20 protein-coding genes are annotated in these 22,372 nt (G+C 55.0%); 8 read left to right on the top strand and 12 right to left on the bottom strand.

Translation table 11 applies throughout. The annotated features are described in order from the left end of the window. The first annotated feature begins 180 nt into the window (after positions 1–180). A complete protein-coding gene (locus H7F20_RS03610; RefSeq protein ID WP_255443970.1) occupies positions 181–3,006 on the top strand; it encodes a TonB-dependent receptor in 2,826 nt (941 codons plus the stop codon). A 22-nt stretch (positions 3,007–3,028) separates the two neighbouring features. Then, positions 3,029–4,237, top strand: coding sequence for a multidrug transporter (locus tag H7F20_RS03605; protein WP_185784762.1), 1,209 nt, complete (start codon positions 3,029–3,031; stop codon positions 4,235–4,237). A gap of 97 nt (positions 4,238–4,334) precedes the next feature. Here H7F20_RS03605 and H7F20_RS03600 read toward each other — a convergent pair whose 3' ends face one another. After that, positions 4,335–4,688, bottom strand: a complete 354-nt coding sequence (locus H7F20_RS03600) for a toxin-antitoxin system YwqK family antitoxin (protein ID WP_185784761.1) — start codon at positions 4,686–4,688, stop codon at positions 4,335–4,337. A gap of 364 nt (positions 4,689–5,052) precedes the next feature. Between H7F20_RS03600 and H7F20_RS03595 the strand changes: the two genes are divergently transcribed. The 4 genes from H7F20_RS03595 (at position 5,053) to H7F20_RS03580 (ending at position 9,938) form a co-directional block, all read left to right on the top strand. Continuing rightward, entirely contained in the window at positions 5,053–6,261 is a 1,209-nt protein-coding gene (locus tag H7F20_RS03595) for a porin (RefSeq protein ID WP_370588469.1), read from the top strand. A gap of 73 nt (positions 6,262–6,334) precedes the next feature. Continuing rightward, on the top strand, positions 6,335–8,638 hold the full coding sequence (locus H7F20_RS03590; protein ID WP_185784760.1) for an inorganic phosphate transporter: 2,304 nt from the start codon (positions 6,335–6,337) through the stop codon (positions 8,636–8,638). Between the two features lie 59 nt (positions 8,639–8,697). After that, positions 8,698–9,429 (top strand): DUF6503 family protein, encoded by a 732-nt coding sequence (locus tag H7F20_RS03585; protein ID WP_185784759.1) that lies wholly within the window; start codon positions 8,698–8,700, stop codon positions 9,427–9,429. A gap of 83 nt (positions 9,430–9,512) precedes the next feature. After that, positions 9,513–9,938: a hypothetical protein gene (locus H7F20_RS03580; protein WP_185784758.1), complete on the top strand. Its 426-nt coding sequence runs from the start codon at positions 9,513–9,515 to the stop codon at positions 9,936–9,938. Here the strand turns inward: H7F20_RS03580 and nadD are convergent. Genes nadD through H7F20_RS03550 form a run of 6 tightly spaced genes read right to left on the bottom strand, consistent with a single transcriptional unit; the run spans position 9,929 to position 14,680 of the window. Then, on the bottom strand, positions 9,929–10,513 hold the full coding sequence (nadD, locus tag H7F20_RS03575; protein WP_185784757.1) for a nicotinate (nicotinamide) nucleotide adenylyltransferase: 585 nt from the start codon (positions 10,511–10,513) through the stop codon (positions 9,929–9,931). The genes H7F20_RS03580 and nadD overlap by 10 nt on opposite strands. A 19-nt stretch (positions 10,514–10,532) precedes the next feature. Further along, positions 10,533–11,138, bottom strand: a complete 606-nt coding sequence (gene gmk / locus H7F20_RS03570; RefSeq protein WP_185784756.1) for a guanylate kinase — start codon at positions 11,136–11,138, stop codon at positions 10,533–10,535. After that, positions 11,138–11,995, bottom strand: coding sequence for a YicC/YloC family endoribonuclease (locus H7F20_RS03565; RefSeq protein ID WP_185784755.1), 858 nt, complete (start codon positions 11,993–11,995; stop codon positions 11,138–11,140). Before H7F20_RS03565 ends, gmk begins: the two co-directional genes overlap by 1 nt. A 34-nt stretch (positions 11,996–12,029) precedes the next feature. Beyond that, entirely contained in the window at positions 12,030–12,845 is an 816-nt protein-coding gene (locus H7F20_RS03560; protein WP_185784754.1) for a DUF1080 domain-containing protein, read from the bottom strand. A 1-nt stretch (position 12,846) separates the two neighbouring features. Next, entirely contained in the window at positions 12,847–13,602 is a 756-nt protein-coding gene (locus H7F20_RS03555) for a DUF1080 domain-containing protein (RefSeq protein ID WP_185784753.1), read from the bottom strand. 25 nt (positions 13,603–13,627) lie between these two features. Further along, positions 13,628–14,680, bottom strand: a complete 1,053-nt coding sequence (locus H7F20_RS03550) for a sugar phosphate isomerase/epimerase (protein WP_185784752.1) — start codon at positions 14,678–14,680, stop codon at positions 13,628–13,630. Between the two features lie 219 nt (positions 14,681–14,899). Between H7F20_RS03550 and H7F20_RS03545 the strand changes: the two genes are divergently transcribed. Both H7F20_RS03545 and H7F20_RS03540 read left to right on the top strand, forming a co-directional pair. Further along, positions 14,900–16,606, top strand: coding sequence for a GMC family oxidoreductase (locus H7F20_RS03545; protein WP_185784751.1), 1,707 nt, complete (start codon positions 14,900–14,902; stop codon positions 16,604–16,606). A gap of 14 nt (positions 16,607–16,620) precedes the next feature. After that, a complete protein-coding gene (locus H7F20_RS03540; protein ID WP_185784750.1) occupies positions 16,621–17,085 on the top strand; it encodes an ASCH domain-containing protein in 465 nt (154 codons plus the stop codon). Positions 17,086–17,217: 132 nt separating this feature from the next. On the opposite strand, the gene H7F20_RS03535 is transcribed toward H7F20_RS03540, so the two are convergent. Genes H7F20_RS03535 through H7F20_RS03515 form a run of 5 tightly spaced genes read right to left on the bottom strand, consistent with a single transcriptional unit; the run spans position 17,218 to position 22,355 of the window. Next, positions 17,218–18,354, bottom strand: coding sequence for a Gfo/Idh/MocA family protein (locus H7F20_RS03535; protein ID WP_185784749.1), 1,137 nt, complete (start codon positions 18,352–18,354; stop codon positions 17,218–17,220). Positions 18,355–18,396: 42 nt separating this feature from the next. Further along, positions 18,397–19,638, bottom strand: a complete 1,242-nt coding sequence (locus H7F20_RS03530) for a sugar MFS transporter (RefSeq protein WP_185784748.1) — start codon at positions 19,636–19,638, stop codon at positions 18,397–18,399. Positions 19,639–19,681: 43 nt separating this feature from the next. Then, positions 19,682–20,890, bottom strand: coding sequence for a nucleoside permease (locus tag H7F20_RS03525; protein ID WP_185784747.1), 1,209 nt, complete (start codon positions 20,888–20,890; stop codon positions 19,682–19,684). Between the two features lie 10 nt (positions 20,891–20,900). Beyond that, positions 20,901–21,344 (bottom strand): DinB family protein, encoded by a 444-nt coding sequence (locus H7F20_RS03520; RefSeq protein WP_185784746.1) that lies wholly within the window; start codon positions 21,342–21,344, stop codon positions 20,901–20,903. Positions 21,345–21,356: 12 nt separating this feature from the next. Beyond that, positions 21,357–22,355, bottom strand: a complete 999-nt coding sequence (locus H7F20_RS03515; RefSeq protein WP_185784745.1) for a sugar phosphate isomerase/epimerase — start codon at positions 22,353–22,355, stop codon at positions 21,357–21,359. Positions 22,356–22,372 lie beyond the last annotated feature (17 nt).

Here is a 22,372-nt window from a genome sequence, read left to right as displayed (position 1 = left end):
GTTTTCGTAAGGCTGCAAGATAAAACTTTTTTCAGGCGCCCGATACGGACTTTTCCTGCCGTTAACACTGGCTTAATACGGTAACGTTCCGCTAACAGTAAGGCAATAAAGGTTTAATCCCCAGCTAACCCGAACCTTACAACCCATAGCGTTCTTTGCCACCGAAATTCAATGCAGAAAATGAAAAAATTCCTGATCGCACTCATCTTCCTGGCCGGATTCAGTGCAGTAGCCCAAAATACGGGAACCGTTGTGGGTTTGCTGACCGACCGCGAGATGAACGATGAACCTCTGCCGTTTGCCAATATCCTGGTTAAAGGGACCACCAAGGGGACCACGTCCGATTTTGATGGCCTCTACGAAATCACCAACCTGGAGCCCGGCAGCTATACCCTGGTCTTTAGTTTCCTCGGATACGAAACGGTTGAGATCCCCGATGTGTCAGTTGAAGCCGGCAAGGTAACCGAGGTAAATGTCCCGATGGCTGCCAACCAAGGGGTTGCCCTGGATGAAGTCGTGGTGACTACGTCGGCCTCCCGGGATTCTGAAATCGCCCTTTTGCTTCAGCAGAAAAAAGCGGTTGTCATCGAGGAGGCCATCAGTGCCGAAGCCCTTGCCCGGAAGGGTATTGACGACGCAGCTGCCGCGGTCTCACAGATCGCCGGGATCTCCAAACAACAGGGATCGGACGAGGTATATGTCCGGGGCCTGGGCGACCGCTACCAGAATACAACCATGAACGGGCTGTCCCTGCCCTCCAACGATGTGAACAAAAAGAACATCGACCTGAACCTCTTTACTTCGGGTATCATCGAGAACGTGGCGGTCAGTAAAGCCTACTCGGCAGCCTTTTACTCGGATTTTGCCGCAGGTAACGTCAATGTGAGTTCCAAAGAATACAACGGGGACGGCTACCTGAAAATTTCCACGGGAACCGGCCTCAACACCAATGCCGCCGGGCTGGATTTTGTCCGGTCGGAAGGCCCAAGCGCCTATGGGTTCTACAACCGGTACGACAACGACCCGTTTGCCGTGGTGCTTTCCCACGGCGTGGACCCGCAACCCGCCTGGGACCCGGTTAACCTGAACGGCTCCCTGGAAGCCGGCTACTCCTGGAATGTAGGGGAGGAATCCCGCCTGAGCACCTTTGTTTCAGGAAGCTTTGACAGCGGCTATTCTTTCCTGGAAGGCCCTGCCAGGGACTTTACGAACGTGCTGAAGGTGGATTTCCCCACGGTGAATGAATACAGCTACTCCACCAACACCACCCTGCTCGGCAACCTCACCTACCGGATCAACCCCTACCACAAGGTGAATTTCACCAGCCTGTTCATAAACAGCGCCACCGACGCCGTCGGCTACTACGGGGTCAACGGGCAGGGGACCAACCGGGACGCCATCATCGATACCGACCAGGGCTTTTACGTGATGAACGTACAGTTCAACCAGGACATGATCTTTGTAAACCAGCTGAACGGGCAACACAGTTTTAACGACAAATGGACCCTGGACTGGGGGACCGGTTTCAACAAGGTGTTCTCCGACGAACCGGACCGGAAGCGGATTACCCTGGAGAATTACCAGCTGGCCCTGGACAACGACCCGGCCACCAACCCGGTTTTCTACACCAACATCCCCTTCGACAACCAGCGGTTTTTCCAGAGCATCGAGGATGACGAGCTGAACAGCTACCTCAACCTGGGGTACAAGGCTTCCGAAAAGGTAGCCATTGGATTCGGGTATAACGGCCGGCGGAAGGAACGTCGCTTCAACAGTATCCGGTACGGGTATGAAATCCAGGACCGGGCGGGCACCCCTGTAACCGATGTGAACAACCTGAACAGTATTTTTAACGTTACGAACATCAACATCCCCGAAGGCAGCGGCCTCTGGGACCTGCTGGTGCTGAATCCGATCAACAACGACATCGGCAACCGCAACCGGCCGGGACTCCCGGAAAACACCTACAAGGGGAACCTGAACATCCACGCCGGTTTTGTGAACCTGCAATGGACCCCGAGCGAAAAATGGCTGGTGGTCCCCGGAATCCGCCTGGAATCCTTCTCCCAGCAGGTCAGCTACGACGTGATCAACATCCGGCCGGATGACCCGGGCTTCCGGGAAGCCTACGAGAACATATTTGTGCCTTCCCTGAACGTGCGCTACGCGCTGAGCGAGGATGCCAACCTGCGATTCTCCTTCAGTAAAACCGCTTCCTTCCCCGAATTCAAGGAGGTTGCCCCGTTTGTGTATGAATCCGTCACCCAGCGGATCGGTGGGAACCCAGACCTCCTGGGGGGGCTGGACGGCTCTGGAGCCACCTATTCGGATGTCTACAACTTTGACCTGAAATACGAATGGTTTATCTCCCGAGGAGAGATCTTATCCCTGACCGCCTTTGCAAAGACCATCAAGGATCCCATCAACCGGGTTGTTGCAGCCGATGCCACAGGGACCCAGCGGTACTTCCGCACCGGCGACAAGGCAGACATCCTGGGCTTTGAGGTGGAATTCCGCAAGACGATCCTGTCGGATGCCGAGGAGAACAGCGTGCTGTCCGCCGGGGTGAATGCCGCGTACAACTATACCAGCCAGGACCTGCAGGATATCCCTGCCGGGGAACGGAATACCTTCGGCACCTCTTTTGACCGGGATTCGGACGAACTGGAAGGGGCCTCCCCCTTTGTGATCAACTCGGACCTGAACTTCAGCCCGGTATTCGGGAATTACCGCCCCAAGGCAACCCTGGTATTCTCCTACTTCTCGGACCGGATCTTTTCTCTCGGGGCCGGTAGCCTCGGAAATATCGTGGAAAAGGCCGTACCCACGCTGGACTTTGTCTGGCAGAACGAGATCGGGGAGCACCTGGAGGTCAACCTGAGCGCCAAAAACCTTTTGAACCCGGATATCTCCTTTGTGAGAGAAAACATCGGAATCGGTGATGTAATCATACGCCAATACAACTGGGGGGTAAACCTGGGTCTTACCCTCGCCTATAAATTCTAATACTACAATTAAACTCAAAACAATGAAGAAAACCATTTTAACCCTTGGTATTGCCGCTGCCCTGCTGGCCTCCTGCGAGAGCGACGATACGTCCGATATCGTGATCAACGATAACAGCGTGACCAACAACACCACCAACAACAATACCGGAGGCGGGGGTGAAGATCCCGGAGACACCACCGTAAACCTCAGCGGGGTTTACACCCAGGACCTGACCCTCGACGCCAACACGGAATACGTGGTAACCGGACCGGTATTGATGGCCAGCGGTACGACCCTGAGCATCCCCGCAGGCCTCACCATCAAGGTGCAGCCGGTAGGGGTCAATGCCTATATCGCCATCCAGCAGGGCGCTCAGATCAATGCGGTTGGAAGTGCTTCCGCCCCGATCGTAATGACATCCAACGCCAGCAGCCCGGGCTCCGGGGACTGGGGCGGACTCGTTATCTGTGGCCGGGCACCGATCAACTCGACCGCCGATGGCTCGGAGGATACCGCCACTTCAGAAGTGGGTGGCCTTTCCTACGGAGGCAACACCCCCGGGGATAATTCCGGGACCCTGCAATATGTCCGTATCGAATATGCCGGAGGGGCCATCGACGGGAATGCGGAGTTGAACGGCCTGTCCCTCTACGGGGTTGGCAACGGTACCTCCATCAGCTACATTGAGATCTTCGAAGGCTCCGACGACGGGGTGGAATTTTTCGGGGGCACCGTAAACGTCAGCAATGTGGCGGTGGTAAACTGCGAAGATGACTCCATCGACTGGACCGAAGGCTATATCGGTTCCATCACCGATGTGTACGTACAACACGGCACTTCCCACGACAAGGCGTTTGAGTGCGATGGATACAATACCGATTTCAGCAATGAAGGCGGGTATTTTTCTGCCCCCAATGTCACCAACGTGACGGTCGTCGGTACCGGGCTTGCCGGGAATGAGGCGATCCGCCTGCGCGCCGGGACCCAGGGGATCTTCACCAACGTGGTGGTAACGAATTTCGAAGAGGCCTTTGACCTGGACGGGGATACCGGCGACAACCCCACCGGACAGGGCGTGCTCGATGACCTGCTGCAGGTAATCGACGTGGCCTTTAACGGGGTGACCACCCAGGTAAAGAACGATACCGGCTTTACCTTCACCGACGCGGATTTCCTTTCCGGGGTCGGCAACGGGACAGGTACCGACGTAAGCAGCTGGGGATCCGGCTGGACGGTTGGCATCAACTAAACAGGCCACACCCCGAAGCCAGGGGGTAGAAAAGTCATAAAAAACAAAAGCCGCGCGTGAATCACGCGCGGCTTTAATATTATGGACCCGGGTAGTTTTACCTGTTGACGGCCAACCGGGTGCCTTCCTTCCATTCCTGGACGGAAGCAATCAAATTCTTTTCGTAATCCACCTCACGGAGGATTCCCTTGTCCCAGAAGAACCATTTGCCATCCTTTTCACCATTGAGGTAGGAACCCATGGACAACTTTTCTCCGTTTTCGGAATAACTTATCCAGTCCCCGTGAAGCTGTCCCTGCAGGTTAAATGTGCCCACCTGACTGATCTCGCCGTTGGGATGATAATAAACCGCCTGAATCAGGTTTTCATCTTCAAGTAATTTCGCATCCCGCTTTTGCTGTGCCAGCATGAGCCCGGGAACAATCAACAGTATCAGTATCAGACGCTTCATAACAAAAATCTTTCTGTAGGTTTAAAGATAATTAATTTTAACCTTTAATCAACTTTTACGTAACATTAATTTTACATTAAAACGTAATTATTTGATTCTTAGTGTACCCGGAGGCCGCCAAAACCAGGAACATTCATAATTCCTTAATATTCCGGTTACCCTAAACTAAATTTTGTATCAGAGTTTTGTAAGGTGATTAGTCACATGCTGTATTACATATAAAGTTTAGTTTTTGTCGACTGTATTTGTATGGATACGCTAACTGCCTCTGGCCAAGGCAGTTTTTTTATGTGTATCAATTAAAGTTTAGTTAACCTTGGCTTAATAAGCCTTTCGGTTCTTTGCAGTGACAAAAAACTAAACTTTGAAAGTAATCCGATTCCAGGCGGCCCTTATGGCATTTTTCCTTGCCGCCACCCTTTCCGCTCAAGAAGCAAATGCTCCGGCATTTGGCAAAGGCCTGTTTAACCTGGTAGGACAGGACAGTTCCTGGACTATGAAGGTGGGTCTTCGCTTTCAGTTTCTCACGACACTCGACTGGACCGAAAATGCCGCAGGTTCCCTGGCAGACCCTTCCACCAATTTCCTGATACGGCGTTCCCGCCTGAAATTTGACGGTTACGCATTCTCGCCCAAGCTGGAATACAAAATCGAGTTGGGATTGTCCAACCGCGATATGTCGGGTGCCTCGGAATTTACCCGGAACAGTCCGAGGTTTGTAATGGACGCAGTGGTTAAATGGAATTTCTACGAGAATTTCGTGCTTTGGGCCGGCCAGACAAAGCTTCCCGGAAACGTGGAGCGGGTAATCTCCTCCGGCGACCTGCAACTGGTGGATCGTTCCCTGTTAAACAGCACCTTCAATATCGACCGGGACATCGGCTTTCAACTGCGGCACCACACCATGCTGACCAATAGCTTCCTGATCCGGGAAATCCTGGCCTTTTCGCAGGGTGAGGGCCGGAACGTAACCCAGGGGAACCAGGGTGGCCATAAGTATACAGCGAGGTTGGAACTACTCCCTTTTGGCGCATTCACAAAAGACAGCGAATACAGCGGGGCGGATCTGGTTCGGGAACCCGCTCCGAAACTCATGCTGGCATCGTCGTACGACTACAATGACGATGCCGTCCGGACCCGGAGCAACCTGGGATCCTATATGTTCACAGATACCGGCCTGTTCCAGACCCCGATAAAAACACTGTTCGTGGATGCGGTATTCAAATACCGGGGGTTCTCATTCATGGGGGAATACGCCGACCGTAAAGCAGATGACCCGATCGCACTGAACAGTGATGGCAGCCCGACAGGGGATGTGGTGGCAGTGGGTAATGGGCTCAATCTCCAGGCCGGGTATCTGACGGCCAAAAACTGGGAAGTTGCCGGCCGGTATACGCATATTGAACTCGACGAAACCGTTACTGGTGCGGCACCCCTTTCGCAGTACACCTTGGGGCTCTCCAGGTACTTTTCAGGGCATAAGCTTAAGGTACAAACGGATATCAGCTACCTCGACGCGGTAGCCGGTTCGGACGAACTCATGTACAGGCTTCAGCTGGACCTCCATTTCTAAAATAAAATAACTTTTAGGTAACACCTGCCGGGCTTTTAGAAGAGATATTTGTAAATTGTTTTAGCAAATTACTATGGATAATATTTACCTGTTAATGATCATTGCTCTGGCCGCCCTGGCTGTAGCGGATCTCGTTGTGGGAGTGAGCAATGATGCAGTGAATTTCCTGAATTCCGCCATCGGGTCCAAGGCGATTTCCTTCCGGACAATCATGATCGTGGCAAGCCTCGGCATTGCCTTTGGGGCCATCTTCTCCAGCGGCATGATGGAAGTTGCCCGAAAGGGCATCTTCAACCCGGGAGAATTCTATTTTGACGAGATCATGTTCATTTTTATGGCAGTGATGATCACGGATATCCTGCTCCTTGACTTTTTCAATACCCTCGGGATGCCCACCTCAACGACGGTATCCATTGTCTTTGAGCTTTTGGGTGCCGCAGTGGCCATGTCCATGATCAAAATAGCCGCCGATGGGGGAAGCTTTACGGATGTTATTAATTACATAAATACGAGCAAAGCGACCGAGATTATCATGGGGATCCTTTTGTCGGTCGTCGTGGCATTTTCGATCGGGGCTTGCGTACAATGGTTGTCCAGGCTCATGCTCTCCTATAATTTCCAGAAAAAGAAGGACTGGGTAGGTGCAGTTTTCGGCGGGGTTGCTCTGTCGGCGATCACCTATTTCATCTTTATGAAAGGGATCAAAGGCACACCATTTGCCGATGTAACCTACGATGCCATTGGCGGAGTAAAAATTTCTGAGTTTCTGGAAGCCCGGGTAGTCCCGATAATTCTTATCAGCATCGTATTCTGGTCGCTGCTTTCCATTGCCCTGATACGATTGGCCAAAACCAACATCTACAAGGTAATCATCGGGGTCGGCACATTTGCCCTTGCCCTGGCATTTGCCGGAAATGACCTGGTCAATTTTATAGGTGTGCCCATCGCCGCATACCAGTCCTATGAAGCATGGTCCGCGTCAGGGGTTGAAGCCGGTTCTTTCAGCATGAGTGTGCTGGCCAATAAGGTCCCCACCCCTACCATACTGCTCTTTATTTCGGGCCTCGTAATGGTCGTAACCCTGTGGCTCTCCAAAAAAGCACGCTATGTGGCGGATACCGAGATCAACCTGGCACGGGAAGGCGAGGCAAGGGAACGTTTTGAACCCAATTTCCTTTCCCGCACCCTGGTCCGCTTTTCGTTAATGATCGGAACCTATACCCGTACGGTTATCCCGAATAGCCTGCAACAGCGGATCGACAAGCGTTTCGAAAAGCCTGTCATAAAACTTAGCAAGGGAAGAGTACACGAACTCCCGGCCTTTGACATGGTTCGGGCCGCGGTTAACCTGATGGTTGCGGGTATCCTGATTTCCGTAGCGACCTCCTACAAATTACCCCTTTCCACCACCTATGTGACCTTCATGGTAGCCATGGGAACCTCCCTGGCCGATCGTGCTTGGGGTAGCGAAAGTGCCGTTTACCGGGTTGCTGGCGTCCTGAACGTAATCGGCGGGTGGTTCATGACCGCCATCATCGCCTTTATTGCATCAGGAGCCATTCTGACGGTTATCAGCTTTGGGAAAGGCACGGCTATCGGTATATTGCTATTTGTGGCTATTCTGCTGCTGGCGCGCAACTATATTTCCCATCGCAAGATGAGCCGCGAACTGAAGGCGGAGGACACCCTCAACAGGGCAGAAAGCAGTTCACTGCAGGGGGTGATTTCAGAGAGTGCCAGCAATATTTCCAATGTGTTGAAGCGCAGCAACAAGATCTACACCAACTCCATTAACGGGCTATCGAAGATGGACCTTGATTTGTTGAAGAAAAACAAGAAACAGGGGACCAAGCTCCTGGCTGAGATCGACGACCTTCGGGACAGCATATTCTACTTTATCAAGAATCTGGATGAAGGCCACGTAGGGGCGAGTAATTTTTATATCAATATACTCGGGGATCTGCAGGATATGGCACAGTCCCTCGAATACATCGGTAAGGTTAGCCACAAACACGTCCACAACAATCACAAAAAGCTCAAGTACAACCAGATCAAGGAACTGAAGGAGATCGACCTCAAATTGGAGGAAATCCTCAATTTTACCAAAGAGGCATTTGACAAGAATGCGCTGGAGGATATTGCCATGATTGTCGACCGCAAGCAGGAACTGTTCGATATGGTTTCCCAGAAAATCGAAAAGCAGGTGGCAAGGACCAGGAGCGAAGAGTCCAGCCCTAAAAATACCACGCTTTATTTTTCGCTTTTGCTTGAGACCAAGGATTTTGTGACTGCTACAATAAACCTGCTGGAACAATACCGTTCGGCCTATGAAGCATCCCGAAATCCTTCGGTTATTGAAAAAGCGCCCCTACTTTAAGAAATCGGAGTAAGAGCGGGCTATAGAATTTCCTTTTAGCCATAAAGAAAGACCGCAATATGAAACGCCCCTTCCTGATATGGCTCCTGCTATTACAAGTATCTGTCACTGGCCTTTCCCAGGCTATTACTGCCTCTGAACTCCTGGACAAGAGCATCGCCTACCACGACCCGGAGGGCCACTGGGGGAGCCTGGAGGCAGACCTTGAAATCCTGGCCACCCGGCCCGGGGGTGCGGACCGGATGAGCTATATCCACATGGAACAGGATCGCTCCCTGTTCCGGATTTGCGTGGAACAGGATGGGGTGACCAAGAAATACGCGCTGGCCGGCGACCACTGCGAGCTCCGGTATATGGGCGAAACCAGCTTTTCGGAATCCATTGCCGCTTCGGAAAACCTCACCTGCGATCGCGCCCGGATGCTGCGCGATTATTACAGCTACCTCTACGGCCTCCCCATGAAACTCCGCGACCCGGGAACCCAACTCCAACCCGGGGTGGAACGGGTACGCTTCCACGGAAAGGCCTACCTCGCCCTGGAAGCCACCTACGATCCGGAAACCGGTTTGGATACCTGGATCTTTTATTTTGACCCGCAGACCTATGCTCTGGGCGCCTACCGGTTCTACCACGACCGGTCCAAAAATGACGGGGAGTACATCCTGCTCGAGGGCGAAGCCCGACTCGGCGGCATGCGCCTCCCCAAACTGCGCAAATGGTACCGGAATGACACCGGGGAATTTCTCGGTGCCGACCTGCTTGAGGCGGGCAGGCAGGTGCATTTGCACTGATAATTTGGTCGTTGGTCGATTATCCGGCTCTTCCCAAAATCCGGATCAGATAATTTATAACTTTTGCAGGAGATCCATGGGCAATGACCGGAACAGAACTCGAAACTACCTTTATCACCGAGTACCAGCTCGAAATCGGCACCTTCCGGTTTTATAAGAACCTGGTTATCGGAAAAGTCCATGAAGGGCAGGCGATTTCCCTGGATGATGTCTTGCCGGTCATCGCAATTGGCATTGAATTCTACAACGCCCAGCAACCGGCCGTATACCTGTCCGACCGGGAGTTTTCCTATTCCCTGGACCCCACCCTGCACCTGGAAGCCCACAAATTGTTCCCCTTTCTGCTGGGGTACGGAGCTGTAGTGTACAATGAGCTCAATTTGCGCATCGCCAGGCTGGAACAGCGCTTTTTACCCTGTCCCAGCGGGATTTTCACCTCCATGGAGGAAGGGCTTGCCTGGGCCCAAAAACTAATTGAAGGGCACGCCCATTCCCGGCCTCACCGGTAAAAATTCATCTCGTCCATGTATTTCCAAACCGCCTCGGGAAGCATCGGGCGGATGTTCTTACCCGCCTTGTGCTGGGTCCGGATAAAGGTGGCCGACAATTCCATGATCGGGGCGTCCACCCGCGTTATGGACGGATGGCTTTCGAATTCCCCGGGGATTTTGCCCCCGCTGATCCTGGGGTATACATACAGGGAATAATAGGCCAGGATCGCCTCGTAGTTCTTCCATTTGTGGAACCCCTTCAGGTTGTCCTCCCCAAGGATGAGTGAAAAGACGCGGTCCGTCCCGTACTGCTCCCGCAATCGGGTCAGCGTATCGATGGTGTAATTCGGCTGGTCCATTTTAAATTCCGCATCGCTGGCCAGCAACCGGGGATATTCCTTTACGGCTTCATAGACCATCTGGAAGCGGTGGTGGTCGTCCAGCAGGCTTTCCTTGGCCTTGAACGGACTCCTCGGGGTAACCACGAACCACACCTCATCCAGGTCGGAGAATTCGGCCAGGTGGTTGGCAATGATCAGGTGGCCGATGTGGATCGGGTTGAAAGTGCCGAAAAACAGGCCAGTTTTCTTCATGGGGGCGGGAAAGTTGCGGTTATTCCTTTTTCCCGGGGGTGCTGTCCGGGGCAGGGGAAGCGATATAGCCGGCCACCAGCTCCCGGGCTTCCCTGAGGGCCGTATCGAGGTCGTAATTTTTAATGATCCGGTCAAACTGGGGGGCCGTTGCAAGTTCCACCGAAGCCTTGGCGATGCGCATGTTGATCTTGTCGTCACTCTCCGTACTGCGCTTTTTCAGCCGGATTTTCAGCTCGTCCACGCTCGGGGGCTTGACGAAAACAGCCAGGGTACGGTCCGGGAATTTTTTCTTGATGCGCAACCCCCCGGCCACATCGATGTCGAAGATGACATTCTTGCCCTCGGACCACAAGCGCTCCACTTCGCTCTTCAGGGTCCCGTAGAAGTTATCCCGGTAGACCTCTTCCCATTCCAGGAAGTCCCCGTTTTTTATGTGCTTTTTGAATTCGGAAACGGTCATGAAGTAGTAGTGCTCCCCGTGCTTTTCCTTGGGGCGCCGGGGACGGGAGGTGGCCGAGACGGAAAACGCCAGGTTTAGTTCGGGCTGTTCCAGCAGGTGCCTCACAATGGTGGTCTTGCCGCTGCCCGAAGGGGCCGAAAACACGATGAGCTTCCCCCCTGCCATCAGAGTACGTTGAGGATTTGTTCTTTTACTTTCTCCAGTTCGTCCTTCATCTGTACCACGATCCGCTGCATGGGCGCATCGTTTGCCTTGGAGCCGATGGTATTGATCTCCCGGCCGATTTCCTGGCAGATAAATCCGAGTTTCTTACCGTTGGAATCGGCGCTTTCCAGGCTTTGCCCAAAATATTCCAGGTGCTTGGAGAGCCTGACTTTTTCCTCGGTGATGTCATATTTTTCCAGGTAGAAGATGAGCTCCTGTTCAAACCGGTTCTCATCGACCGATTCCCGGATTTCCGCTACCGCTTTCTGCAGGCGTTCCCTCACGGCGGCCAGGCGTTCCCCGTCCCGGCTTTCCACCTCTTTCAGGTGGGCCGAAATCGCAGCTATCCTCTGGCGGAAGTCGGCCTCCAGCGCCTTGCCCTCGTCCCGGCGGAATTGTTGCAGCTCCCCGATGGCCTCCAGCAGGGCCGCTTCGATGGCAGCGTATTCCTCCGGGTCGATTTCCTCCCGCTCGGTCCGCAGGGAATCGGGCAGGCGGAGCGCCATTTCCAGGAAACCCTGGGGCTCCCCGTCTGCCAGCTCCCGGAGCTGATCCATGTATTTGCGGACCACAGCCGCGTTGATCTCCGCCGAAGGCTGGTCGCCCGTTAGCTCCACATAGAGGCTCATGTCCACCTTCCCCCGCTCCAGTTCCTGGGCGATTCGGTTCCTGAAAACCAACTCCTTTTCCCGGTATGCCTGGGGCACCCGGGCATTGATGTCCAGGCTCTTGCTGTTGAGGGATTTAAGTTCTACCGTTATTTTCTTGCCGGGAAGCTGGATGACGTGTTTCCCGAACCCGGTCATGGAATGGATCATACCTGTGTGGGCTGTTTTGCCAAAGGTAGTAAAATCAGAGTTCGCGAACCCAGATATTCCGGTAACTCACCCGGCTGTTATCCCCGTGGTCCTGCAGCCTGAGCGGCCCCTTGCCGTGGGGCGGGTTGTCCGGCCAGCCTATATAGGGCGTGGTGCCCTTGAGCTCCACATGGTCCTGAACCAGGACGCCGTTGTGGATAACGGTCAGCGTCCCCGACTTGATCTTCTCCCCTGCCTCGTTGAACTCGGGCATGTGGAAAATGATGTCGTAGGTATTCCATTCGCCGGTGGGGACCGAAGCCTTTGCCAGGGGAACATGCTGCTTGTAAATCGAGGCGACCTGCCCGTTCACATAGGTGTCGTTGTCGTTGTTGTCCAGCACCTGGACCTCGTAGATGCCGCACAGGAAAACCCCGCTGTTGGCGCGGTGCTGGCCATCCCCCCCGATCTCTGCCGGGGAGCGCCACTCCAGGTGGAGCTGTATGTCGCCGAACTCCTGTTTGGTCTGGATGTCGCCGGTTTTATCGGCCACGGTCATGCTGCCGTCGTCATTCAGGTGCCATTTCACATCGGAGCTGTCGTTCACCATCTGCCAGTTCTCAAAGCCGCTGCCGTCAAAGAGGACGACGGCATCGCTCGGCGCCCCGCCCTGGGCATAGGGCTGTACCGTGGGTGGTACCGGTTCATAGAATTCCGTCTCCTCGGGGGTGGTGGGTTCCTCCCCCTGGTATTCCTCATGGACGATTGGCTGCGGCTCGCCGCTCACCGGTTCAGGTTCCATGACTTCCACTTTTTCCTGGCAGGAAGCCAGCAAGGCCAGGGCCAGCAGCCCGGTTAGGTATTTTTTCATCTTACAGCGGTTTAAGTTTGATATTCCTGAAGGCTACTTTGTCCCCGTGATCCTGCAGGCCGATCTTGCCTTCCGGGAATTTCCCGAAGCCTTCCCAGCCGTCGAATTTGGAATCGGCCACCATGGCGTCCCAGGCTTCATTCCCCAGGGGGAAGGTGAGCAGTTCCGTGCCGTTGAGCACGACCTTCCCGGACTGGCCTTCATAGTCTACCGTGATTTCCATGGTGTTCCACTCGCCTACGGGGTTTGTGACGTCCCTGGCAGGGGCGATCATGTCATAGAGGGCTCCTGCCTGGTGGGTTGTCCCGGCCTTCGCATCCGGGTGTTTCTCGTTGTCCAGCACCTGGATCTCCGGCCCCGTTTCGTAAGGCTGGCCAAACCGGTCCAGCTCCTCGACGCCCCAGAAGACACCGCTGTTGCCCCCCTCGCTGATCTGCCATTCCAGGGAAAGCACAAAATTCTTATAGGCGGATTCGGTGACCAGGTTGTAATTGGCCCCCTCGGGGCGTTGCTCGGGCGGGGTCAGCACCATGGCGCCATCCTCGATGGTCCAGGCGTCGGGTACCCCTTGCTGGTTGTAGCCCTTCCAGCCGTCGAAGGAGGTGCCGTCAAAGAGCACAATCCATTCCGCTTCGGCGGTTTCGCCCATTTCGGCGGTTTCCATGGCTTCCGCCGCGGCCTCCGTTTCGGTTTCCTTTTTTTCCTTGCAGCCCAGGATCACCAGGCAGGCACAGGCTAACATCGTTATTTTTTTCATGGTTGTTTTAAAGTTGTCTGATTCGTTATAATCCCAAAATTTTCCGGAGCATGTCCTTGTCGATATCCCCGCCGGCAAAATCATCAAAGGTCTTTTCGGTGGCCTCAATGATGTGGTCCCGGATGAATTCGGCCCCCTCCCGGGCACCCTGTTCCGGGCTCTTGATGCAGCATTCCCATTCCATGACTGCCCAAACGTCGCAACCGTACTGGGTCAGTTTGGAAAAGATGGTCTTGAAGTCTATCTGCCCGTCGCCCAGGGATCGGTAGCGGCCCGCACGGTTGCCCCAGTCGTTGTAGCCCCCGAAGGCCCCTTTCTTGCCGGTGGGGTTGAATTCGGAATCCTTGACGTGGAAGGACTTGATGAACTCGTGGTAATGGTCGATGTATTCGATGTAATCCAGTTGCTGCAGCACAAAATGGCTGGGGTCGTAGAGGATGTTGACCCGGGGGTGGTTCCCGGTCGCTTCCAGGAAGCGCTCAAAGGTGTCCCCGTCGTGGAGGTCTTCACCGGGGTGGATCTCATAGCAGACGTCCACGCCTTCCTTGTCAAAGTGGTCCAGGATCGGCTTCCAGCGTTTGGCCAGTTCTTCAAACCCCATTTCCACCAGTCCCGGGGGGCGCTGGGGCCAGGGGTGGAAGGTATGCCACAACAGGGCGCCTGAAAAAGTCGCATGTGCCTTGATCCCCAGCCGCCGGCTCGCTGTCGCGGCCTTCTTCACCACGTCGACGGCCCACTCCGTGCGCGCCTTTGGGTTGTTCTTTACCTTGTCCGGCGCAAAATTGTCGAACATCAGGTCATAAGCGGGGTGTACGGCAACGAGCTGTCCCTGCAGGTGGGTGGACAGTTCGGTAATCTCCAGGCCGTAGGATTGCACCTTTCCCTTGAGTTCATCGCAGTAATCCTGGCTTTCCGCGGCCTTGTCGAGGTCGATCAGGAAGTGCTCCCAGGTCGGTATCTGTATTCCCTTGTACCCGAGGTCGGAGGCCCATTTGCACATTCCGTCCAGGCTGTTAAAAGGTGCTTTGTTGTCCACGAACTGAGCCAGAAAAACGGCCGGCCCTTTAATTGTTTTCATCTCTGTCTGGTTTTTATGGTAGTTTAAAATCGGTCCCGAACTACGGGGGGATAACTGCACGGAAAAGCACCTGGACAGGGGCCCTGCCACCGGTCCTCCCGGCGCCGTATTCCCGCAGCAGTTTGTGAATTATACCCTATATTTAATGAATTGTAATTCGGGTGGTCGCCATGCGGCCGACATAAATATAGAAAATACCCGAGAATAAACCGTGGAATCGTGATCAAACCCTCAGGAGAATACGATGCAATTGTCGTAGGCACCGGTATCACCGGTGGATGGGCTGCCAAGGAACTTTGCGAAAAGGGGCTCAGGACCCTGGTGCTGGAGCGCGGCAAAATGGTAAAACACATCGAGGACTACCCCACTGCCAACCTGGACGACTGGGACCTGCCCTACCGCAACGAGATGGACCGGGAACGGCAACGGCAGTACCACAAACAACTCCGGGTGGGATGGGCACCACGGCCCGATGTGGCGCATTTCTTTGTCAACGACCTGGAGCACCCCTACCAGGAAACCAAACGGTTCGACTGGATCCGCGGCTACCAGGTGGGGGGCCGGTCGCTCACCTGGGGCCGGCAGAGTTACCGCTGGAGCGACCTGGATTTTGAGGCCAACAAAAGGGACGGGATTGCGGTAGACTGGCCGGTTCGCTATAAGGACATTGCCCCCTGGTACGACAAGGTGGAGTCCTATATCGGTGTCAGCGGAGAGGCCCTGGGCCTGCCCCACCTGCCGGACGGCGTCTTCCAGCCGCCCATGGGGCTGAACTGCCCGGAAGAAGACCTCAAGAAGGCAATTGCCGGGTCCTTCACGGACGGCCGCCTGCTCACCGTGGGGCGGGCCGCCCACGTCACGGACCCCAATAATGTCCCTGAAGGCCGCAACGCCTGCCAGTACCGGAACCGCTGCTGGAGGGGGTGTCCGTTCGGGGGCTATTTCAGCAGCAATTCCAGCACGCTTCCCGCAGCGGAACGCACCGGGAACATGACCCTGATGCCCCTGGCCATCGTCCATGAAATCATCGTGGATGAAGCCACAGGCCGGGCCACCGGCGTCCGGGTCATCGATGCGGAAACACACGAAAAACTCACCTTCAACGCTAAAGTCATCTTCCTCTGTGCCTCGGCCATGGCATCGGTGGGCATCCTGCTCCAATCCAAAAGCGCACGCTTCCCGGAAGGGATTGGCAACAATTACGACCAGCTTGGCCGGAATATCATGGACCACCACTACCAGTTGGGGGCCAATGCCAAAGTGGAGGGGCACCTGGACAAGTATTACAAGGGCCGGCGCCCCAATGGTTTCTATATCCCGCGCTTTGTGAACATGGGCAGGGATTCGGAAAAGAAAGCCTATATCCGGGGCTTTGGTTACCAGGGGTCGGCCAGCCGGGGTGACTGGACGGAATCCGTGGCCGAGATGGGCTACGGGGCCGGTTTGAAAGAGGTGATTGGGAAGCCGGGGACATGGACCATCGGTGCTACCGGATTTGGGGAAATGCTGCCCTATCACGACAACCGGGTGCGCCTGAGCCCTTCCGAACGCGACCAGTGGGGGCTCCCCCAGCTCGATTTTGACGTGGAGTTCAAAGAAAATGAATACCGGATGCGGGAAGACATCCTCCGGCAGATCGTCGCCATGTTCGAGGCGGCGGGATTCCGGGATATCCGCACCTACGAACGGGAAACCGGGCCGGGGCTGGGCATACACGAAATGGGCGGGGCCCGCATGGGCCACGACCCGAAGACCTCCGTGGTCAATAAGCACAACCAGGTACACGACGTACCCAACATCTATGTCACCGACGGGGCATTCATGACCTCCGCAAATTGCGTGAACCCGTCCCTTACCTATATGGCCTTTACTGCCAGGGCTGCTGCCCATGCGGCCGACCAATTCAAGGCAGGTGCATTCAGTTAACCCTACAAATCTCAATGAAAAACACCAGCGCTAAACGCCTTTGGGGCGATTATCTTGACCGCCACCTGGAATACGCCTTTTCGGGCGAACCAAAGGTCCGCCCACTGGGAAACAACCCCGAGGAGGCCGACCGCAACCTGAAACTCATCTGCAATGGCAATAAACGGTCCTACAGCCACTCCCTGCTCGGCATACAGCACCGGGGGGAATCCCTGCCGCAAATCGGGGATTTCACCATCCTGACAGACTGGGAGGGAAATGCAAAGTGTATCCTGCGCACCGTGGCTGTCCGGCTGAAGCCGTTTTTCAGCATCTCCTCCTCCTACGCCAAGCTCGAGGGCGAAGGGGACGGCTCCCTGGAGCAGTGGAAAGAGGCCCACTGGGAATCCTTTGCCCGGGAACTGGCCCCTTTTGGACGTGTCCCGAGGGAAAGCATGATCGTGGTTTGCGAGGTGTTCGAAAAAGTCTACGAAGGGTGAGTTTGGAATGGGGGGAAGTACTCCCTCCTCCCCTGAAATCAATTTACGCTCTACCCCCGCAAAAAGCCAGCACGCGTGCCAAATAAAAAAGCCCGGAAACACCGGGCTTTCATCATCATTGCTGTCTGAGCGTCAATCCAGCTTCACCCAGGTATTCCCGGACTTGTGGGATGCCACGGTGGCTTCGATAAAATTGAGCCCCCGGACGCCGTCGGTGATGGTGGGGAATTCCCCGTTATTGTACTCCTGGCCGCGGATTGCCCGGGCCACGCCCCGGTAGATGTTCCCCATGGCATCAAAGATCCCCTCCGGGTGACCGGCGGGCAGCTTGGTGCCGTCCAGGCTGAGTGCCGAATTGTAGGCATGGCCGGGTTTGTACACCTGCACCGGATCGGTGTCGGACAACAGGTACAGGAAATTCGGGCGTTCCTGTTCCCACCGGAATCCGGCTTTTTCCCCGTATATGGTGATGGCAAGCCCGTTCTCTTCGCCGGTGGCCACCTGGCTGGCGCGGATCACGCCCTTCACGTGGTCGCCCAACCGGATGAGCACGGTGCCATCAACGTCCATGACGTTGTCTTCATACAGGTAGTTGAAATCGCAGAGGAGCGATTTCACCTTCAGCCCCGTGGTGTATTCGATCATGTTGAAGGCGTGTACCCCTATGTCGCCCATGCAGGAACTGATCCCCGCTTTTTTGGGGTCCAGGCGCCAAACGGAACTCCGTTTTTCCGCATCGTGGATAATCGGGTTGATCCAGCCCTGGTAATACCGCGCATCCACCTTGTGGATCCGACCAAGGGCGCCGGCTTTGATCATCTCCCGCATCTGCCGGACCATTGGATAGCCCGTATACGTATGTGTCACGGCAAACACCTTGCCTGATTTGGCTTGCAGGTCCCGCAGTGTTTTGGCTTCCTCGTAGGTGGTGGTCATCGGCTTTTCGCAAATGACGTGGAATCCATTCTCGAGGAGCTTTTTGGCCATCGGGTAATGCAGGAAATTCGGCGTGAGGATGGAACACACCTGAATCCGCTCGGATTCGGGCAATTTTTTCTCCCCGGCTACCAGCGCATCGAAATCCTCGTAGATCCGATCGGTGGATATCCCAAGTTCCCTGGCAAATTCCAGGCTCTGCTCGTGGTCCGGGTTAAATACGGCACCGGTTATTTCGTAACTGTCGTACATGTGGGCAGCAACCCGGTGGAGGACTCCGATGAGGGAGTCGCCTCCTCCTCCGAGGATACCCAGTCTTATCTTTTCAGGCATAATATGTATTTAATGGATAATTGATAAACTTCCTATTAGGTTTCAGACTACCTCTGTGGCTTCATGCGCCTGGGGAACGCGGCGTTGCTCCAGTTTTTTGCGGAAGAACAGGAACAGGATACCAAACAGGACGGCAACGGTGAGCGGGAAGAACATCATCTTCCCTAGGGTGGCTTTCCCCGCGGCCAGTTCAGCCACTTCCTGGGCCATCCCGCCGTCCATGGCAGCTTGTCTTGCTCCATCCAGCCAGGAACCGATTACGGGTTGCCAGATGGCCGTGGAGAGCATCCCTGCCCCGCCGACCAGGGACATTCCCAGGGCCCCGGTTTTGGGGATGTATTCCGAGGTAAACCCGATCATGGTCGGCCAGAAATAGCAGACCCCGAGGGCAAAGAGTATGGCCGCCGCATAGATCATCCCGCCTTCGGCTATGCTCATGCTATACACCGCCACCGTAGTGACGATGGCCGACATCAGCAGGACGCCGATGGGGTTGAGCCGGTGTACGAGGAAGCCCCCGAAATAGCGCCCGAGCGCCATGATGCCGGTGACCATGGCCAGGACCAGCATCGGCTGGGCCCCGGAATTCCCAAGGATGCGCTCCACCCATTGCTGGGGGCCGAATTCCGAAATGGCAGTCAGCGTCATACAGACAATGATGAATAAGAACAGCGGGTCCGAAAGTGCTTTGATATTGAGCCGCGTATCCGTTTCCATGTGCTCATTGGCGGGAAGGGCTTCCCGGAAGAACATAAAACCGTAGATCAGCGTGGGGATCAGCATGACGGCAATCTGCGACTGCCAGCCCATCCCCCAATCGGTCATGAATTTGGATACCAGGGCCCCGATCACGATACCCCCCGGGAACCAGACATGGAATTTACTGAGCATCGCGGTCCGGTTGCGTGTAAACATATCCGCGATCATCGGGTTACACGCCGCTTCCACGGAGCCATTGGCAAAGCCGATGAAGAATGTGGAGATCAACAGGGTCCAGAACCCGCCGGCGTAAATGGTCATCACCAAACCGATGATGTGCGAAAAGAAGGCAATCATCATCAGCTTTTTGGGGCCAATGAGATTGTATAGTAATCCGCCCACCAGCGTTGCGATGGGAAAACCGAAGAAGGCGATCCCGTTAATATAACCCAGTTCCGTATCCGAGAGGTCGAATTGCAGGCCAAGCTGGTCCAGGATCCCCGCCCGGATGGCGAAGGTCATGGATGTTACCACCAGGGAAATACATGCAGCCAGGAATACCCGCTTTCTGTTAATCTGTTTCATAATGTTTGTTTTAGTTCAGTTGATTGCGTTCAATATATTAAAATTATAGTTGGTAGCTCACTTTCTCATTGCGGAAGAACAGGATAAACAACAGCAGGACCCCATAGGAAAATACGGCCGGGTAGAGCCAGATTTCCTGCCAGTCGTGCCCCCCGTCGGTGAGATAGGCATCCACGATGATCCCGGACACCTTATAGCCGATCAGCATGCCCACCCCATAGGTGGCCAGGGTAATGAGGCCCTGGGCAGCACTGCGGATGCGCTCCCCCGCCTTGACATCCGTATAGATCTGGCCGGAGACAAAAAAGAAGTCGTAGCAGATGCCGTGGAGTACAATCCCGGTGAACAGCATCCATACCCCGCCTTCCGCATCGCCGAACGCGAAAAGGGTATAGCGGAGCCCCCAGGCGAGCATCCCGACAATGAGGGTCCATTTCAGGCCAAACCGGTTTAGGAAAACCGGGAGCAACAGCAGGAAAAGCACTTCCGAGATCTGGCCGAAGGCCATATTGCCCGCTGCATTCTCCATACCCACCTCGTTGAGGAAGGGGTTGGCAAAACTGTAGTAAAAGGCCAGGGGGATGCAAATGAGGATGCTCGAGAGGAAGAACATCAGGTAATTTTTTCCCCTGAGCAGTTTCAATGCCTCCAGGCCGAGTATGTCTGCCAGGGTGATTTTATCGCCCTTCGATTTGGGGGGCGTATCCGGGAGGGTAAAACTGAAAAGCCCGAGGGCCAGGGAGGATCCTGCGGCCAGCAGGAAGGTCCTGCCCAACAGGTTGCTCGCCTCCCACTGCATCACATAACCGATGAACATGCCGGCGGCAATCCAGCCGATCGTCCCCCAGATCCGGATGCGGGCGAATTGTTTTGAAGGGTCTGTAAGCTGGTTGAACGCCACGCTGTTGGCCAGGGCCAGTGTGGGCATATACAGGATCATATAGACCAGGAGCAACGGGTAGAACAGGGCAAAATCGTCCGTTGAGCCGATCAGGTACATGAGCACCGCCCCGCAGATATGGATGACCCCCAGCATCTTCTGGGCTGCAAAAAAACGATCGGCAATCAGGCCCACGATAAACGGGGCGACAATGGCCCCCCAGGATTGTGTCATGTAGGCGGTCCCGACAGCTGCCGCATCCGTATTGAGGCTGCGACCCAGGTAGGTCCCCATGGTGACAAACCAGCTCCCCCAGACAAAAAATTCCAGGAACATCATCACGGAAAGCTGTACTTGGATGCGGCCTTTCATTTCCAGTGGGTTAGCGCTTGTAGAAGATATAGTCTAGCGCCAGGGGGTCTTTCCCGTTGGCCCTGAAATCGGAGGCGATCTGTGCCCGGTGATGGGTGGAATGGTTGATGATGTGGAACAGGATATCCTGCAGCGTGTTGGTAAAGGACCTTCCGTCCGAAGTGAGGTAGCCGACCCGTTTTTCCAGGTGGTCCGCGTTGGTGATCACCTCAAAGGAGTTCCGCTGGTTTTCGTAGTGAAGGTCCGGCCATTGGTCGATTTCCTGCCGCTGCCAGACTTCGAACTGAGGGTCGTTCTCCAGGATGCGTGCATTCCAGATATGGTGGGCATTGAGGATGTGGCTGAATAACTCTGCTGTCCGGGCAGGCACTTCTTCCATTTCGGAGCACGCCTCGATTAGCCTTTTGTTACAGTAGTAATTGTAATCAAAAAGTTGCTGGAAATATGTTTTCATCCAAATGCCTCCTTAAGACAGCTCGCCGGCAGCCTTAATCAATAAATCCCTCGTGGCGATAATACCGGCCTCCTCGCCCAACTCGCTTCCTTCGTATTCCACGCCAATGTAACCGGTATAGCCGGCGTCTTTGACGATTTTCAGCATGCGGACATAATCGATCTCCGCTTCATAGCCATCGGGCCCGAAGTCATGGGCTTTGGCACTAACAGCTTTGGCGTAGGGCATCAGTTCCCGGACGCCCTTATAGATATCGTACATTTCGGCGCAGCCCGACCCCCAGTCCGAGGGGTCATTCCGGCGGATGCAGAAGTTCCCGAAATCCGGGAGGGTTCCGCAGTTATCCAATTCCACCTGTTCAAAGACCTGGGCCATCAGGGCACCGTTGGAGGAGAGGCCCCCGTGATTTTCGACCAGGACATTGATGCCTTTCCCCTGCGCATAGGTGCCCAGCTGGGTAAGACCGTCCACCGAATTGGGGATCCATTCTTCCGGGTTGTTGCTGCCTGCAAGGTTGACCCGGATCGCATGGCATCCCATACCGGCGGCAGCATCCACCCATTTGTAATGGTTTTCGACAGCCGCTTTGCGCTCTGCCGGGTCGGAGACGGCCAGGTTCCCCTGTCCATCGACCATGATCAACACATTCTGCAGGCCGTGCTTGGCGGCTTCGGCGTTGCATTTATCTACAAATTCCTGCATGGCTTCCGGGGAATAACCTGCGGGTTCCAGGGTGCTGTTATACAGCTGGCTCACGTACTCCAGGCCGGTAAAGCCCCAACCCTTGGCCTTTTCGGCAAACGTATACGGATCCACGCCATCGTTGCGGATCATCCGGTTGATGGACCACTGTGCCAGGGAAAGCTTGAAAAACGGTTCGGCGGCGGCTTCTGTCATCGAGTCGGCACTTTCCTGTTCTTTCTTGTTTTCACCCTTGCAGGCCATCACCCCGAAAAGGGAAACAGCGGCTGACGCGGAGGCACTCTGGTAGAGGAATTTTCTTCTTTTCATCGGTTAAATAATACTAT

Origin of the sequence: Robiginitalea sp. SC105 (assembly GCF_014243345.1) — a bacterium.
Classification (GTDB): Bacteria; Bacteroidota; Bacteroidia; order Flavobacteriales; family Flavobacteriaceae; genus Robiginitalea.
The sequence above is the reverse complement of the archived record's forward strand: the minus strand, read 5'-3'. Positions and strand labels throughout refer to the sequence as shown.